At 60.9% G+C, this 12,950-nt stretch carries 15 protein-coding genes; 6 read left to right on the top strand and 9 right to left on the bottom strand.

What is annotated here, in order from left to right:
* Positions 1 to 35: 35 nt before the first annotated feature.
* From ACZZ0A_RS11650 to ACZZ0A_RS11675, 6 genes are all read right to left on the bottom strand, one after another.
* The gene (locus tag ACZZ0A_RS11650) at positions 36 to 617 is read right to left on the bottom strand and encodes a DinB family protein (protein ID WP_463543114.1); all 582 of its coding nucleotides are present in this window, start codon (positions 615 to 617) and stop codon (positions 36 to 38) included.
* A 17-nt stretch (positions 618 to 634) separates the two neighbouring features.
* The gene (gene zapE, locus ACZZ0A_RS11655) at positions 635 to 1,750 is read right to left on the bottom strand and encodes a cell division protein ZapE (protein WP_463543115.1); all 1,116 of its coding nucleotides are present in this window, start codon (positions 1,748 to 1,750) and stop codon (positions 635 to 637) included.
* Between the two features lie 22 nt (positions 1,751 to 1,772).
* Positions 1,773 to 2,114 (bottom strand): nuclear transport factor 2 family protein, encoded by a 342-nt coding sequence (locus tag ACZZ0A_RS11660; protein WP_007917392.1) that lies wholly within the window; start codon positions 2,112 to 2,114, stop codon positions 1,773 to 1,775.
* 54 nt (positions 2,115 to 2,168) lie between these two features.
* Positions 2,169 to 2,885, bottom strand: a complete 717-nt coding sequence (locus ACZZ0A_RS11665; RefSeq protein WP_007917394.1) for a helix-turn-helix transcriptional regulator — start codon at positions 2,883 to 2,885, stop codon at positions 2,169 to 2,171.
* 175 nt (positions 2,886 to 3,060) lie between these two features.
* Positions 3,061 to 4,020 carry an agmatinase gene (gene speB / locus ACZZ0A_RS11670; protein ID WP_463543116.1) on the bottom strand — a complete coding sequence of 320 codons (960 nt, stop codon included), beginning with the start codon at positions 4,018 to 4,020 and terminating at the stop codon, positions 3,061 to 3,063.
* Positions 4,021 to 4,036: 16 nt separating this feature from the next.
* Positions 4,037 to 5,128 carry a polyamine ABC transporter substrate-binding protein gene (locus ACZZ0A_RS11675; RefSeq protein WP_463543117.1) on the bottom strand — a complete coding sequence of 364 codons (1,092 nt, stop codon included), beginning with the start codon at positions 5,126 to 5,128 and terminating at the stop codon, positions 4,037 to 4,039.
* A gap of 99 nt (positions 5,129 to 5,227) precedes the next feature.
* On the opposite strand from ACZZ0A_RS11675, the gene ACZZ0A_RS11680 reads away from it, so the two are divergent.
* The 4 genes from ACZZ0A_RS11680 (at position 5,228) to ACZZ0A_RS11695 (ending at position 8,945) form a co-directional block, all read left to right on the top strand.
* Complete coding sequence (locus ACZZ0A_RS11680) at positions 5,228 to 6,121, top strand: LysR family transcriptional regulator (RefSeq protein ID WP_007917400.1); 894 nt, start codon at positions 5,228 to 5,230, stop codon at positions 6,119 to 6,121.
* Positions 6,122 to 6,338: 217 nt separating this feature from the next.
* On the top strand, positions 6,339 to 7,805 hold the full coding sequence (locus ACZZ0A_RS11685) for a nucleobase:cation symporter-2 family protein (protein WP_463543118.1): 1,467 nt from the start codon (positions 6,339 to 6,341) through the stop codon (positions 7,803 to 7,805).
* A gap of 67 nt (positions 7,806 to 7,872) precedes the next feature.
* Positions 7,873 to 8,346 (top strand): LEA/WHy family protein, encoded by a 474-nt coding sequence (locus ACZZ0A_RS11690; protein ID WP_397480458.1) that lies wholly within the window; start codon positions 7,873 to 7,875, stop codon positions 8,344 to 8,346.
* 53 nt (positions 8,347 to 8,399) lie between these two features.
* Positions 8,400 to 8,945, top strand: coding sequence for a GNAT family N-acetyltransferase (locus ACZZ0A_RS11695; RefSeq protein WP_463543119.1), 546 nt, complete (start codon positions 8,400 to 8,402; stop codon positions 8,943 to 8,945).
* A gap of 135 nt (positions 8,946 to 9,080) precedes the next feature.
* Here the strand turns inward: ACZZ0A_RS11695 and ACZZ0A_RS11700 are convergent, their stop codons facing one another.
* The gene (locus tag ACZZ0A_RS11700; protein ID WP_463543120.1) at positions 9,081 to 10,004 is read right to left on the bottom strand and encodes a carbon-nitrogen hydrolase family protein; all 924 of its coding nucleotides are present in this window, start codon (positions 10,002 to 10,004) and stop codon (positions 9,081 to 9,083) included.
* Positions 10,005 to 10,088: 84 nt separating this feature from the next.
* Here ACZZ0A_RS11700 and ACZZ0A_RS11705 point away from each other — a divergent pair, with 84 nt between their 5' ends.
* On the top strand, positions 10,089 to 10,997 hold the full coding sequence (locus ACZZ0A_RS11705) for a LysR family transcriptional regulator (RefSeq protein WP_463543121.1): 909 nt from the start codon (positions 10,089 to 10,091) through the stop codon (positions 10,995 to 10,997).
* Positions 10,998 to 11,001: 4 nt separating this feature from the next.
* Here ACZZ0A_RS11705 and ACZZ0A_RS11710 read toward each other — a convergent pair whose 3' ends face one another.
* On the bottom strand, positions 11,002 to 11,256 hold the full coding sequence (locus tag ACZZ0A_RS11710) for a hypothetical protein (RefSeq protein ID WP_007917411.1): 255 nt from the start codon (positions 11,254 to 11,256) through the stop codon (positions 11,002 to 11,004).
* 154 nt (positions 11,257 to 11,410) lie between these two features.
* Between ACZZ0A_RS11710 and ACZZ0A_RS11715 the strand changes: the two genes are divergently transcribed.
* A complete protein-coding gene (locus tag ACZZ0A_RS11715; protein WP_007917413.1) occupies positions 11,411 to 11,728 on the top strand; it encodes an ElaB/YgaM/YqjD family protein in 318 nt (105 codons plus the stop codon).
* A gap of 180 nt (positions 11,729 to 11,908) precedes the next feature.
* On the opposite strand, the gene ACZZ0A_RS11720 is transcribed toward ACZZ0A_RS11715, so the two are convergent.
* Complete coding sequence (locus ACZZ0A_RS11720; RefSeq protein WP_123375364.1) at positions 11,909 to 12,949, bottom strand: Ldh family oxidoreductase; 1,041 nt, start codon at positions 12,947 to 12,949, stop codon at positions 11,909 to 11,911.
* Position 12,950 lies beyond the last annotated feature (1 nt).

Here is a 12,950-nt window from a genome sequence, read left to right on the forward strand (position 1 = left end):
AGGCTCGGGCCGCGATCGGACGATCTTTGGCTTTTTCAGCGGCCCCAGATCAACTCCTCAGTCCAGCCCAGTTCGGCGAAGTCTTCGGCACGCAGGCCGCTCTCGCCGGCACAGAAAAACTCATCCAGTTGCGGCGGCTTGACCACTGTGTCGCTGAGCATCGCATGCACCTGGCCTCGGTGATGAATCTGGTGTTCAAACAGGTGCGACAGCATGCGCAAACGGCTGTCGTGCTGCGGCGTGTCGCGGGCAATGGTGACAATCCGGGCCAGATCGCCATCGCGCAGTTGCTCGCAATAGGCAATCAGCCGTCGATCAACGTGAGCCTGCTCTTCACGCAACTGCGCGCCCTCGGTAAACGGCTCATCCGCATTGAAAAACACGTAGCAGTCGGGATGCGGCTCAGCCCCGCGCAACTCGCGTTCCAGTGCGTCAACGTAGAACCAATCGCAGGTGAGGATGTGATTGAGAGTCAGGCGAATGCTCGGGAAGAAACTCGACCTGGGGGCGGCCAGATCTGCCGCACCGAGCTGGCGCCAGGCCTTGGCCAGACGATGATTGGCCCAGGCATTCTGGTAGGCCATGGTCAGCAAATGATGGGAAAGTGGTTGGCTCATGTCGGCGCCCTCTTCACTCACGTTTCGGCAAAGCGCTGCAGTTGCATCTCCTGCAAGCGACTGAGGGTGCGGCGGAACGGGAATTCCAGATAACCCTCGGTGTACAGCGCATCCATTGGCACTTGCGCCTCGATGTACAGCGGCACTTTACGGTCATAGCACTCGTCGACCAGCGCGATGAAACGCCGCACACCGTCATCGTGAACCGACAATTGCGGCAGCTCGCGGTCACCTGCAACGACCCGCTGCGCGCCATCTTCGGTGCCGCGCGCGATGCGCCCTTCACGTTTCTGTGCGCTGAGGTTCGGCACCTCGCTCAACAGAATAGCCGTGTAGCGATCGCACAGCGCGATGAAATCCATGGCGGCGAACGGCTGCTCGCAAAGATCCGCATAGCGACACCACAACACCGATTCGCTGGCCTGCACGACGTTCAACTGACGATGACCGACCGACACGGGTTCGGTGCTGGCTGGCTGTCCGGCGGTCAACGCCTGAAAGACTTCGTCCAGCGCACTGACCGCAGACGTGGCCACAAAGTAGCGTTGCAGGCCGGCCCCTGGATGCAAGCGGTGATCCTCGGCGCCATTCACCGCCACCACCTGCATATGCGCCTTGATCGCGGCAATTGCCGGTACGAAACGGTCGCGGTTGAAGCCATCGGCGTACAGATCATCCGGCGGCAGATTGGAGGTGCAAACGATGACCACGCCTTCGTCGAACATCACCTGAAACAGCCGACCGAGAATGATCGCGTCGCCGATGTCGTTGACGAACAGCTCATCGAAGCACAGCACCCGCACCTCCGCCGCCAGCTCTTTGGCCAGCGCGCGCAACGGATCGGCAATCCCGGTCAACTGGAACGAGCGCTGATGCACCCAGCCCATGAAGTGATGAAAGTGTTGGCGTCGCGCCGGTACGCGCAGGCTCTGATAGAACTGATCCATCAGCCAGGTCTTGCCGCGCCCGACCGGCCCCCACAGGTAAACGCCGGTGACCGAACGGGCACCGGCGTGCAGGGCTTCATGGCATTTTTGCAGCGCCCAGACCGCGTGTTCCTGGGCTTCGTCCTGGACAAAGCCCTTGTGTTGAACGGCGTGTTGCCAGGCGCTGAGGGGAGTGTCGAAAGTCATGCGCGGCAGTATGCCACGATGCTTACAGGGAAATATCCAGGCGAGCGATTTTGCCCTGTTCGTTCAAGCGAAACGTATAGCGTAACTGGGCCGGGCTGCCGGGGAATGTCCCGGAAATCAGCCCGTGTACCAGCACCTTGCCGGTGCGCTGCTGGACGTCGAGCACTTCGACCCGTGGCTGATAGCGTTGCCCGGTGTCTTGCATCCATTGCGCGATGGCTTGCGGGCCGACCTGATGCTGGCCCTCGTCGAACACGTTGGCATCCTCGGCAAAAAAACTGCCGACCCGCGAGGTGTCGCGTGCGTTGGCCGCATCGATATACGCAGCGATCGCCGGGGCCAGTGTAGAGACAGGATGTGACATGGTTGCAGCTCCTTTTTTTGTTTGGTTCTGCGACCATCCTAAATCAGCGCTGCGTCAGTTTTTGTCAGGAGTGAAGCGCCCACTTTCGTCCAGCTGCATCTGCTCGCGCCAAGTGCGTAACAGGTCGCTGCGCCGCCCCGGATAACTGTCGCCCTGGCGGCTAGCGGCGCTGATGCGGTCGGTTCGAAAAGTGCGGTAGGCGCTGCGCAATTCGCACCACGCAACGATGATCCGCACCTCATTGAGGAAGCCCAGCGCCAAGGGCCAGATCAGCCGCTGACTGGGCACCTGTTGCGCGTCGGCGTAATCGATGTGCAGTTTGGCCTGATCGCGGATAGCGTGGCGGAACACGTTCAACGGCACGGCGTTTTGTGGAAAACCATAACCCGGCGGGCCCGGCATCACGGTGGGATTACGCAGCGCTTCCTGCGCTTGTGGATCGAGCACTGCGGCAATTTTCGCCAGCGCATCCGCCGCTGCTTTGCCGAGGACTTCATCACCGCGCTGATCGACATAACGCAAGCCGAGGACAATGGCTTCGGTCTCGTCGGCGTTGAGCATCAGCGGCGGCAAAAACAGGCCGCTGCGCAGCACATAACCGATCCCGGCTTCACCATGGATCGGCGCGCCGAGGGCGGTCAGCTCAGCAATATCGCGATAGAGCGTGCGCTCGGACACTTCCAGCTCGGCGGCCAGCGTTGCCGCCGTCACCGGGCGCTTTTTGCCGCGCAGCACTTGCAGCAAAGTCAAAAGACGAGTGGTACGCGACACGATGGTCAGGCTCAACTGGGAAAGTGGTCGCAGCTTAGCAGAGGCTGGTGTCAGAAAATGGCAGGAGCCTTTGCTGAAAATGTGGGAGCGAGCTTGCTCGCGAAAGCGGCGGATCAGTCGACAAAGATGTTGGCTGAAAAATGACGCCTTCGCGAGCAGGAGTACGCAGTGTTGGTTAAATATCGACCTTGTGTCGAGCGGCGTAGAGGCAGAGCATTTCCATCGCCAGTGTGGCGGCGGCCAGTGAGGTGACGTCGGCGTGATCGTAAGCCGGGGCAACTTCCACCATGTCCATGCCGACCAGATTGATCCCGCGCAAACCACCGAGAATTTCCAGCGCTTGCACGGTGCTCAAGCCGCCGCACACCGGTGTTCCGGTGCCGGGAGCGAACGCCGGATCCAGGCAATCAATGTCGAACGTCAGGTACACCGGGTTATCGCCGACCCGGGCGCGGATCGCTTCGACAATCGCTTCGCAGCCACGGCGATGCACCTGCCGGGCGTCCAGCACCTGAAAACCCATGTGATCGTCATTGGTCGTGCGCAAACCGATCTGCACCGAACGTGCCGGATCGACCAGACCTTCGCGCGCCGCGTGCCAGAACATGGTGCCGTGATCGACGCGTTTACCCTCTTCATCCGGCCAGGTGTCGCTGTGCGCATCGAAATGAATCAGCGACAGCGTGCCGTGCTTGCGCGCATGGGCCTTGAGCAGCGGATAGCTGATGAAGTGATCACCACCAAATGTGAGCATGGCGCTGCCGGCGTTGAGAATCTGTTCGGCGTGGGCTTCGATGCGTTCCGGGACGGTGTGTGGCGAGCCGTAATCGAAATTGCAGTCGCCGTAATCAATCACCGCCAGATGATCGAACGGGTCAAACGTCCATGGCCAGTGGCGCTCCCAGGCAATCCCGGTGGAAGCCGCGCGAATCCCCCGTGGCCCGAAACGTGCGCCGGGGCGGTTGCTGGTGGCCGTGTCGAACGGCACGCCGCTGACCGCGACATCGACGCCGCGCAGATCACGGCTGTAACGCCGGCGCATGAAACTGGTGATGCCGGCGTAGGTGCTTTCGGCGGCGGTGCCATAAAGGCTGTCACGGGTCAGGGCCTGATCGTTTTGCATGGGCACATCCATCGTGGTGCTCCTGTTGTTATTGATGGCTACGGAAAGTGGTCCACAGACGCGTGCGCTGACGCATGTCCTTGAGGCTCATGCTGCGATCGGCATACAGCCGCGCGCGCACCTCGCTGGGTGGGTAGATGTCGGGATCGTTGCGCACGGCTTCATCCACCAATGGCGTCGCGGCCTGGTTGGCGGTGGCAAAAAACAGCGTGTTGGTCAACTCGGCCACCGAGTCCGGCCGCAGCATGAATTCGATGAACGCCCGCGCGGCTTCGGGGTGCGGCGCGTCTTTGGGGATGGCCAGATTGTCTTGCCACACCAGCGTGCCTTCTTTGGGAATGCGATACGCCACTTCGAAGGGTTTATTGGCCTTGTGTGCCTGATCAGCGGCCATGCTTGCGTCGCCGTTGTAGGTCAGCGCAAGGCACACGTTGCCGCTGGCCAGGTCATTGATCTGCCGGCCAGTGGCGACGTAGAGCACCGACGGTTGGAGTTTGTGCAACAACGCTTCGGCGGCGGCCAGATCGTTCTTGTCCGTGCTGTAGGGATCTTTACCCAGGTAATGCAGGGCCAGTCCGATGACCTCTTGCGGCGAATCGAGGATCGCGATGCCGCAGTCTTTCAGCTTGCTGGCGTTCTCGGGTTTGAACAGCAGATCGAGGCTGTTGAGCGGCACATCGGGCAAGCGCTGCTTCACCGCCTCAACGTTCATCCCCAGACCCAAGGTGCCCCAGGTGTACGGCACGCCGTAGCGATTGCCGGGGTCGACGGCGGCCATTTTTTCCAGCAGGTCCGGATCAAGGTTGGCGTAGCCCTCGAGGCCGTCGTGGGGGATTTCTTTCAGCGCACCCGCCGCAAGTCCTCGCGCCAGAACGCTGGACGACGGCACCACCACGTCATAGCCGCTACCACCGGTGAGCAACTTGGTCTCCAGCACCTCGGAGGTGTCGAAGGTGTCGTAACGCACATGGATACCGGTTTCCTGCTCAAACCGTTGCAGGGTTTGCGGTGGCACGTAATCGGCCCAGCTGTACAGATTTAGCGTTTTGTCCTCGGCCTGCGCCTGAAGAGCCACGGACAACAGCAGCGCGGGGAAACACAGCTTGAACACGGGAGCCATGACGAACACCTGACCGGAGGAAGTGGTTGCAGAATGCGCGGTCCGATACATTAGAAAAATAGCCGAATAATTATCCTGACTTTATTCCGGAGTAATGTGATGTTGGGTCAACTGCACGACGTCGATTTGCAACTGTTGCGCCTGTTTGTGCGGGTGGTCGAGTGCGGTGGTTTCAGTGCGGCTCAAGGTGATCTGGGCCTGAGCCAGTCAAGCATCAGTCAGCAAATGGCCAAACTGGAAACCCGTCTCGGCTATCGTCTGTGCAGTCGCGGCAAGGGCGGTTTCAGCGTCACGCCCAAGGGCGAGCAGTTGCTGATTGCTGTGCGCACGTTGTTTGAATCGATTGAAACCTTCCGCCATCAATCCAACGGCGTCGCCGGGCGTTTGATCGGCGAAGTGCGCTTGGGGATCTCCGAGTCGGTCGATCAGTCGGTGTTGCAGCGGGTGGCGGTGGCGATCCGCCGCTTTCGCGAGCGTGATGAATCTGTACGCATCGAATTGATCAGTGCCATGCCCGGCGAAATGGAACGCCTGCTGTTGCAACAGCGACTGGATCTGGCGATCGGTTATTTTTCGCAAGTGCAAAGTGCCTTCGACTATCGCCAGTTGTTTAGCGAAACCCAGCATTTGTACTGTGCTGCCGGCCATCCGTTGTTTACCGATGCAGCGCCGAGTGATGCAGCCTTGCAGGCCTGTGACCGAGTCGATCATCCCTACCGCTTTCTGCGCAGTGACGAACCGTTTCAGGGCAAGGTCTGCTCGGCGCGGTCGGAGCAGGTTGAAGGCACGCTGACCTTTATTCTGTCGGGTAAACATGTCGGCTATCTGCCGGATCACTATGCGCGCAGTTGGCAAGCCAAGGGCCTGCTGCGGCCAATCCGCGAGGGCGAGTTGAGTTTCGAGGTGGCGTTTCATCTGGCCCGGCATCGGGCACAGGTGCCGGGGGATGCGCAAAAGGCGTTTGAAGAAGATCTGCTCGCAGCCTTCTCCTGATACATCTCGCTGTAGGAGCTGCCGCAGGCTGCGATCTTTTGATCTTAAAAGATCGCAGCCTCGTTTCACTCGACAGCTCCTACATAGCCGTCTACCGCTAGCGGCCAATAAAACCTGACCTTTCAGGCAGTTATTGCTCGTTGCCCTCGCCGCCCTCTTCCGGCATCCTGCGCCTCCATTTTCTGACCCGGCCCCGCCTCGCGGCGCGCAAAACACCATGACCGCCTCTGAAAAAGCCCCGCGCAACAACGACCTGATCTATGGTCTCAACGACCGCCCGCACCTGACTGCCACCGTGTTTGCCGCGCTGCAACACGTGCTGGCGAGCTTCGTCGGCATCATCACTCCGACTTTGATCATGGGCGGCGCCCTCGGTCTGCACAGTGAAATCCCCTACCTGATCAGCATGGCGCTGTTCGTTTCCGGCCTCGGCACCTTCGTCCAGGCCAAGCGCTTCGGCCCGGTCGGTTCGGGATTGTTGTGCCTGCAAGGCACCAGTTTTTCCTTTATCAGCGTGATTCTCAGTGCCGGGTTCATGGTCAAGGCGCGCGGTGGTAGCACCGATGAAATTCTCTCGACGATCTTCGGCGTGTGCTTTTTCGCAGCCTTCATCGAAGTGGTGCTGAGCCAGTTCATCGGCAAACTGCGCATGCTGATCACCCCGGTGGTCACCGGCACCATCATCACGCTGATGGGCCTGTCGCTGATCAAAGTGGCCATGACCGACATTGCCGGCGGTTTCGGCGCGCCGGATCTGGGCGCGGCCAGCCATATCTTTCTGGCAGCGCTGGTGATCGGCACCATCGTCGTGCTGAACCGCGTCGACGTGCCGTTTCTGCGCCTGGGCGCGATCGTTATCGGCCTGACGCTGGGCTATGTGGTTGCGTGGCTGATGGGCACGGTGGATTTCGCCTCGATGCCCGAGGTGCCGCTGGTCAGCGTGCCGGTGCCGTTCAAGTACGGTTTCAACTTCGACTGGGTGGCGTTCGTGCCGGTGGCGGTGATTTTCCTCGTGTCGCCGCTGGAAGCTGCCGGTGATCTGACCGCCAACTCGATGATCTCGCGACAACCGGTCAAAGGCCCGCTGTACATCCGCCGAATCAAGTCCGGCCTGCTCGCCGACGGCCTCAACTCGGCCATGGCGGCGGTGTTCAACAGCATGCCGATGGTGACCTTCGCGCAGAACAACGGCGTGATTCAGCTCACCGGCGTGGCCAGCCGCTACGTCGCCTTCTTCATTGCCGGTTTGCTGGTGTTGCTCGGGCTGTTCCCGATGATCGGCGCGGTGCTGCAACTGATGCCGAAACCGGTACTGGGTGGCGCCGAACTGGTGATGTTCGGCACCGTCGCGGTGGCCGGCATCAAGATCCTTGCCGAGGCGGGCCTGCATCGACGCAACATGCTGATCGTGGCGATTTCGCTGGGCATGGGCCTGGGCATCGCCGCTGTGCCGGAAGTGTTGCGCGAACTGCCGCAAGCGCTGCGCAACATCTTCGAATCGCCGATCACCGTCGGTGCGTTGTGCGCTATCGTGCTGAACATCTTTCTGCCAGAAGAATTCATCGAGCTGGAAGAAGACGATTTCGACCCGGAAGCTTCTATCCTTCAGGTCATGGAAAACCCGGACATGCCGGCCAAAGGTGAACCTGCCCCGGCGGCGGCTGTCGCACAGTTGAACCGCTAACGTCTGGCCTTTGATAGAGAGGGCTGAGCCGGTGACGGTTCAGCCCTTTTTTGTTGAGAGACCGTTTATGCGCCGTTTCCAAGCCGTCATGCTGTCACTGCTTCTGCTGTCCCTCAGCGCCTGTGCGCTTTTCCCCAACCGTGATCCGGTGAACATCAACGTGGTCGGCCTCGAACCGTTGCCGAGCCAGGATCTGGAAGTGCGTTTCGCCATCAAGATTCGCGTACAGAACCCCAATGAGACGGCCATCGACTACAACGGCATTGCGCTGGATCTGGAGGTCAACGGCCATTCCCTGGCCTCCGGCGTGAGCGATCAGAGCGGTTCGATCCCGCGTTTTTCCGAAACCATTGTCAGCGTGCCGGTGAGCATTTCCGCGTTCTCGGTCCTGCGCCAGACGTTGGGCCTGAGCCAGACGCAAACCCTCGATAACCTGCCCTACGTGCTGCGCGGCAAGCTTGCCGGTGGTCTGTTTGGCACCATGCGCTTTGTCGACAGCGGCAAGCTCAGCCTGCCCAAGGCCACTGCCGCTACCTGGTAAAAATGCGCTAGCCTGCTGCGTTCCTGAAAGACACGCATGGAGGCTGCAGGTTTATGGAAGACATACCGACGCTGTACACCGAACGACTGATCCTGCGCCCATTGCAACTGGCCGATGCCGAAGCCGTGCAGCGCGAATTTCCGCATTGGGACGTGGTGCGTTATCTGAACGCGGCCGTGCCATGGCCGTATCCGGAGGACGGTGCCCTCGCCTATCTGCGCGACGTTGCCTTGCCAGCGGTGGCGGCAGGCAAGGAGTGGCATTGGACGATTCGCCTCAAGGCCGCACCCGAACAGTTGATCGGCAATATCAGCCTGATGGATCAGGCGGACAACCATCGCGGCTTCTGGCTGGCGCCGGCGTGGCAAGGTCAGGGCTTGATGACTGAAGCCTGTGCGGTGGTGACCGATTACTGGTTCAACGCTCTGCAACGCCCGCTGATGCGCGTGCCGAAAGCGGCGCCGAACATCGGCTCACGCAGAATCTCGGAGCGCGCGGGAATGCGTTTGATTCGGACCGATGAAGACGATTTCGTCGCTGGGCGTTTCCCTCGGGAGCTTTGGGAAATCACCCGCGAAGAATGGCAGCAACGCCACTGATCTCCAGACACACCACCGATCCATTGTAGGAGTGAGCCTGCTCGCGATAGCGGTCTGCCAGACACCATAATCGTTAACTGACAGATTGCTATCGCGAGCAGGCTCACTCCTACAGGTTTTGTGTCAGCCAGTGGGTTATGTGTTGAATCGCACCCCGGGCTTGGCCCGTTCATCCACAGACAGCTCAAACACATCCGGCCGCGCATAGTGGCCGACCACATCGTAGTCATAGCGCGCACGCACCAGTTCATCGGTGTCGATTTCAGCCGTGAGCAAGCCCGCCTCCCCGCGCAATGGCCCCGCCAGCACGTCGCCCATCGGTCCGACAATCACGCTGCCGCCGGCAATCAAAGGTCGATCCGCCGGCCAGCTGGCAATCTCGACACCCAACGCCTGAGGCGATGCCTGCACCTGGCACGCACTGACCACAAAGCAGCGGCCTTCATGGGCGATGTGACGCATGCTGACCTGCCACATTTCACGCTCGTCCACGGTCGGTGCACACCACACTTCAATGCCTTTGGCGTACATCGCCGTGCGCAGCAGCGGCATCATGTTTTCCCAGCACACCACGGCGCCGAGCTTGCCCACCTGGGTGTCGAACACCGGCAACGTCGAGCCGTCGCCCTTGCCCCAGATCAACCGTTCGGTGCCGGTTGGCATCAGTTTGCGGTGTTTGCCGACGAGGCCGTCCTGCGGGTCGAAATACAGCGCGGTGCAATACAGCGTGCTGCCAGAGCGTTCAATCACGCCGATCACCAGATTGGCCCCGGTACGCGCCGACAGACCGGCCAGCGCTTGCGTCTCGGCCCCCGGCACATCGATCGCATTGGCAAAATAACGGGCGTAGGCTTCACGCCCCTCAGGCAGGCGATAACCCAATTGTGTGCCGAAACCCTCGCCTTTCGGATAACCGCCCAGCAGCGCTTCCGGCATCACTACCAGCGCCGCGCCGGATTCGCTGATCGCGCCTTCCCAACTCAAAATCTGTTCCAGAGTGGCAGCTTTGCCGTCGGGCAATGCGCCGATTTGCAGCGCGGCAACAATCGATTTGGCCATTACGGGGACTCCTTCAGGTTCAGTGGTTGCCGATTCTGCGGCGCCACGCGATCATGAATAAAGCCCCAATTGCTGCTTAATGATATGAGCCAAATGAATATCGCCACGGTCGACCTCAATCTGCTGAAAGTCTTTGAAGCCTTGCATGAAGAATCCAGCGCCAGCCGCGCGGCGTTGCGTCTGGGCGTCACGCAATCGGCCGTCAGCGCGGCGTTGCGCCGGTTGCGTGAGGTTTACGGCGATCAATTGTTCGTGCGCACCGGGCGTGGGCTGGCCCCGACGCTCAAAGCCAATCAATTGAAACCGGTGGTTAGCGACGCGCTGAACAAATGCCGACAAAGTCTGGCGATGGTCGACCCGGCGGCCAATCTATACGATGGCCGCTCGGTCACGGTGGGGCTGTCGGACGACTTCGAGATTGCCTACGGCCGTCGCCTGATCGAGGAAATCGCCCGCAGCGCACCGAAGCTGCGGGTGATCTTTCGACAGACTCATAGTCAGATCGTCGCCCGCGCGCTGATGGAACGCAGCATCGATCTGGCGATTACTGCCGGTGGCTTTGCCGAGCGCTTGCTCAGCCGTCAGGTATTGGGCGAAGGTGGATATGCGTGCCTGGTCGATCCGGCGAGCCTTGCGCCTGGTCAGCAACAGATTGATCTTGAGGCGTTCGTTGCCCGCGAGCACATCCTGGTGTCGTCCGGCGGGTTTATCGGGATTACCGATGAGGGGTTGGCGGCGCTGGGGCTGAGCCGGCGAGTGTGCGCCTCGACCACACATTTCGCCGCGCTGCCGTATCTGCTCAAGGGCAGCCGGGCGGTGGCGACGATTCCGACGCATGCCGCCGAGAGCATCGCCGCACTCAGCGGTCTGGCGCTGCTGCCCTGCCCGCTGAAGTTGCCGCGTTATCCGATCGAACTGGGCTGGCGCACCAGCACGCAGATCGATCCGGTGGTGGTCAAAGTGCGTGAAGCGATTGCCACGACGTTCAGTTGAAGCGTTACTTGTTGGCGGCCATCAGGCGATTGACTTCACTGCGTACCATGTTGGCGAACTCCGGCGGCGACATGCCGTCCAGTTCCGCGCGGACCCACTCGGCCCATTTGCCTTTGCGCTTGCCGCGCTCGCCGAACAAACGCGCGGCTTCGCCCTTGGCTTTGCCCAGATTGTTCTGCCAGAGTTCGAACAGACGGGATTTCTCGTCTTCCAGCGCAGCGCGCTCTGCAAGGGATTTGTCGGCCAGATTGAAACTCATGGGGAATTATCCTGCTGCGTAAAATGGCGACATCTTACACGCTCGACGGAAATCTCCCGCGCAGGTTTTTATTTCTGACCTAAATTCAGTGCAACTTTTCAGCAAGCGCCACACTCCATTGATCACTGTCCATTCAACTGCAAGGAGTCACCCAATGGCCCGCAAATCCGCCGTGCAAGCCGCCGAAGACCAAATCAAGGATCAGGCCTTCAGCGAACTTCAGGCTCTGATCCAAGAGTCCGACAAACTGCTCAAGAGCAGCGCCTCACTGGTCGGCGAAGAAGCGGAAACGCTGCGCGGACAAATCGCCCTGAAACTGCAACAGGCGCTGGATTCCGTGTCGAGCGTGCGTGATCGCACCAAACCAGCGGTCGATGCCACCGAAAGCTACATCGGCGGCCACCCGTGGCAGACCGTGGCGATCTCCGCCGGTTTCGGCCTGGTGGTCGGCTTGCTGCTCGGCCGTCGCTGAGTCAAACGCGCACGAAAAAGGCGAACCCACTGGGTTCGCCTTTTTTATGCCTGCCGGTTTTTTTCTGTTCAGATCCTGAATTCAGCTCGGTATTCCACGTCGGCGTACCTCGCCCATTCACCTCGTTCAGTCCCCTCTCCCCCCGGGAGAGGGCTAGGGTGAGGGCCCTTTGCTCTTTGCTCACACCCCCGCCAGTTCGCGCAACTGCGCCAGCGTCTGCGCGTCCAGCACAATGCCCTCAGCCAACGACTTACTGCGTTGCCAATGCCGACGATCCCCCGGCAAACGCTTGAGCCCGACACTGTGCATCTGGCGCACCAGTTCGCCACTGCGTTCGGCAAAACCCTGCCCGGCGGCTTTGCTCGGGTCGATGACAATCAGCAACTGCCCGGTCCAAGGCGTTTTCGCCCCGGGATGATTGGACCAGTCGAACTCGAAGGAAAAATTCCCCCCGGTCAGCGCTGCGGCCAGCAACTCGACCATCATCGACAGCGCCGAACCCTTATGACCACCGAACGGCAACAACGCCCCGCCCTCAAGAATCGCCTTGGGATCCTGAGTCGGCTGACCGAGGCTGTCCACGCCCATCCCGGCCGGCAGCCGCTCACCTTTGCGCGCAGCGATCTGCACGTCGCCATGGGCGATCGCGCTGGTGGCCAGGTCGAAGACAATCGGCGCGGCGCCGGCCCGTGGCGCGGCGAACGCAATCGGGTTGGTGCCGAACAGTGGCCGGTCGGCGCCATGGGGCACCACGCAGGTCATGCTGTTGACCACACTGAGCGCCACCAGACCTTCATCGGCGAAAGGTTCGACATCCGGCCACAATGCGGCGAAGTGGTGAGAGTTGCGAATCGCCAACACGGCAATCCCGGCGTTTCGCGCCTTCTCCACCAGCAGCGGCCGGGCGGCAGCCAGTGCCGGTTGGGCGAAACCGTTACCGGCATCGACACGGACAAATCCCGAGGCGACATCTTCGACGTGCGGCACCGCGTGCCCGTTGACCCAGCCGCTGGCCAACGTCGAGACATAACCGGGAATGCGAAACACGCCATGGCTGTGAGCGCCGTCGCGCTCGGCCCCGGCGCAGTTGGCGGCCAGCACTTGCGCGACGTCGGCGGAGGTGCCGTGGCGCAGGAAAATCGTTTCAAGCAGTTGCGTCAGCGCTTCGAGAGATAACGAGGACGCGACAGCAGAGGACACATGATCGTGTGGCGCAGACATC

This window comes from Pseudomonas sp. AC242, assembly GCF_979258655.1.

What these genes read in the sequence shown, in the direction of transcription:
- ACZZ0A_RS11650 (WP_463543114.1), bottom strand. Translation starts at nt 617, where the DNA reads ATGAGCCAACCACTTTCCCATCATTTGCTGACCATGGCCTACCAGAAT.
- zapE (WP_463543115.1), bottom strand. Translation starts at nt 1,750, where the DNA reads ATGACTTTCGACACTCCCCTCAGCGCCTGGCAACACGCCGTTCAACAC.
- ACZZ0A_RS11660 (WP_007917392.1), bottom strand. Translation starts at nt 2,114, where the DNA reads ATGTCACATCCTGTCTCTACACTGGCCCCGGCGATCGCTGCGTATATC.
- speB (WP_463543116.1), bottom strand. Translation starts at nt 4,020, where the DNA reads ATGGATGTGCCCATGCAAAACGATCAGGCCCTGACCCGTGACAGCCTT.
- ACZZ0A_RS11675 (WP_463543117.1), bottom strand. Translation starts at nt 5,128, where the DNA reads ATGGCTCCCGTGTTCAAGCTGTGTTTCCCCGCGCTGCTGTTGTCCGTG.
- ACZZ0A_RS11680 (WP_007917400.1), top strand. Translation starts at nt 5,228, where the DNA reads ATGTTGGGTCAACTGCACGACGTCGATTTGCAACTGTTGCGCCTGTTT.
- ACZZ0A_RS11685 (WP_463543118.1), top strand. Translation starts at nt 6,339, where the DNA reads ATGACCGCCTCTGAAAAAGCCCCGCGCAACAACGACCTGATCTATGGT.
- ACZZ0A_RS11690 (WP_397480458.1), top strand. Translation starts at nt 7,873, where the DNA reads ATGCGCCGTTTCCAAGCCGTCATGCTGTCACTGCTTCTGCTGTCCCTC.
- ACZZ0A_RS11695 (WP_463543119.1), top strand. Translation starts at nt 8,400, where the DNA reads ATGGAAGACATACCGACGCTGTACACCGAACGACTGATCCTGCGCCCA.
- ACZZ0A_RS11700 (WP_463543120.1), bottom strand. Translation starts at nt 10,004, where the DNA reads ATGGCCAAATCGATTGTTGCCGCGCTGCAAATCGGCGCATTGCCCGAC.
- ACZZ0A_RS11705 (WP_463543121.1), top strand. Translation starts at nt 10,089, where the DNA reads ATGAGCCAAATGAATATCGCCACGGTCGACCTCAATCTGCTGAAAGTC.
- ACZZ0A_RS11710 (WP_007917411.1), bottom strand. Translation starts at nt 11,256, where the DNA reads ATGAGTTTCAATCTGGCCGACAAATCCCTTGCAGAGCGCGCTGCGCTG.
- ACZZ0A_RS11715 (WP_007917413.1), top strand. Translation starts at nt 11,411, where the DNA reads ATGGCCCGCAAATCCGCCGTGCAAGCCGCCGAAGACCAAATCAAGGAT.
- ACZZ0A_RS11720 (WP_123375364.1), bottom strand. Translation starts at nt 12,949, where the DNA reads ATGTCTGCGCCACACGATCATGTGTCCTCTGCTGTCGCGTCCTCGTTA.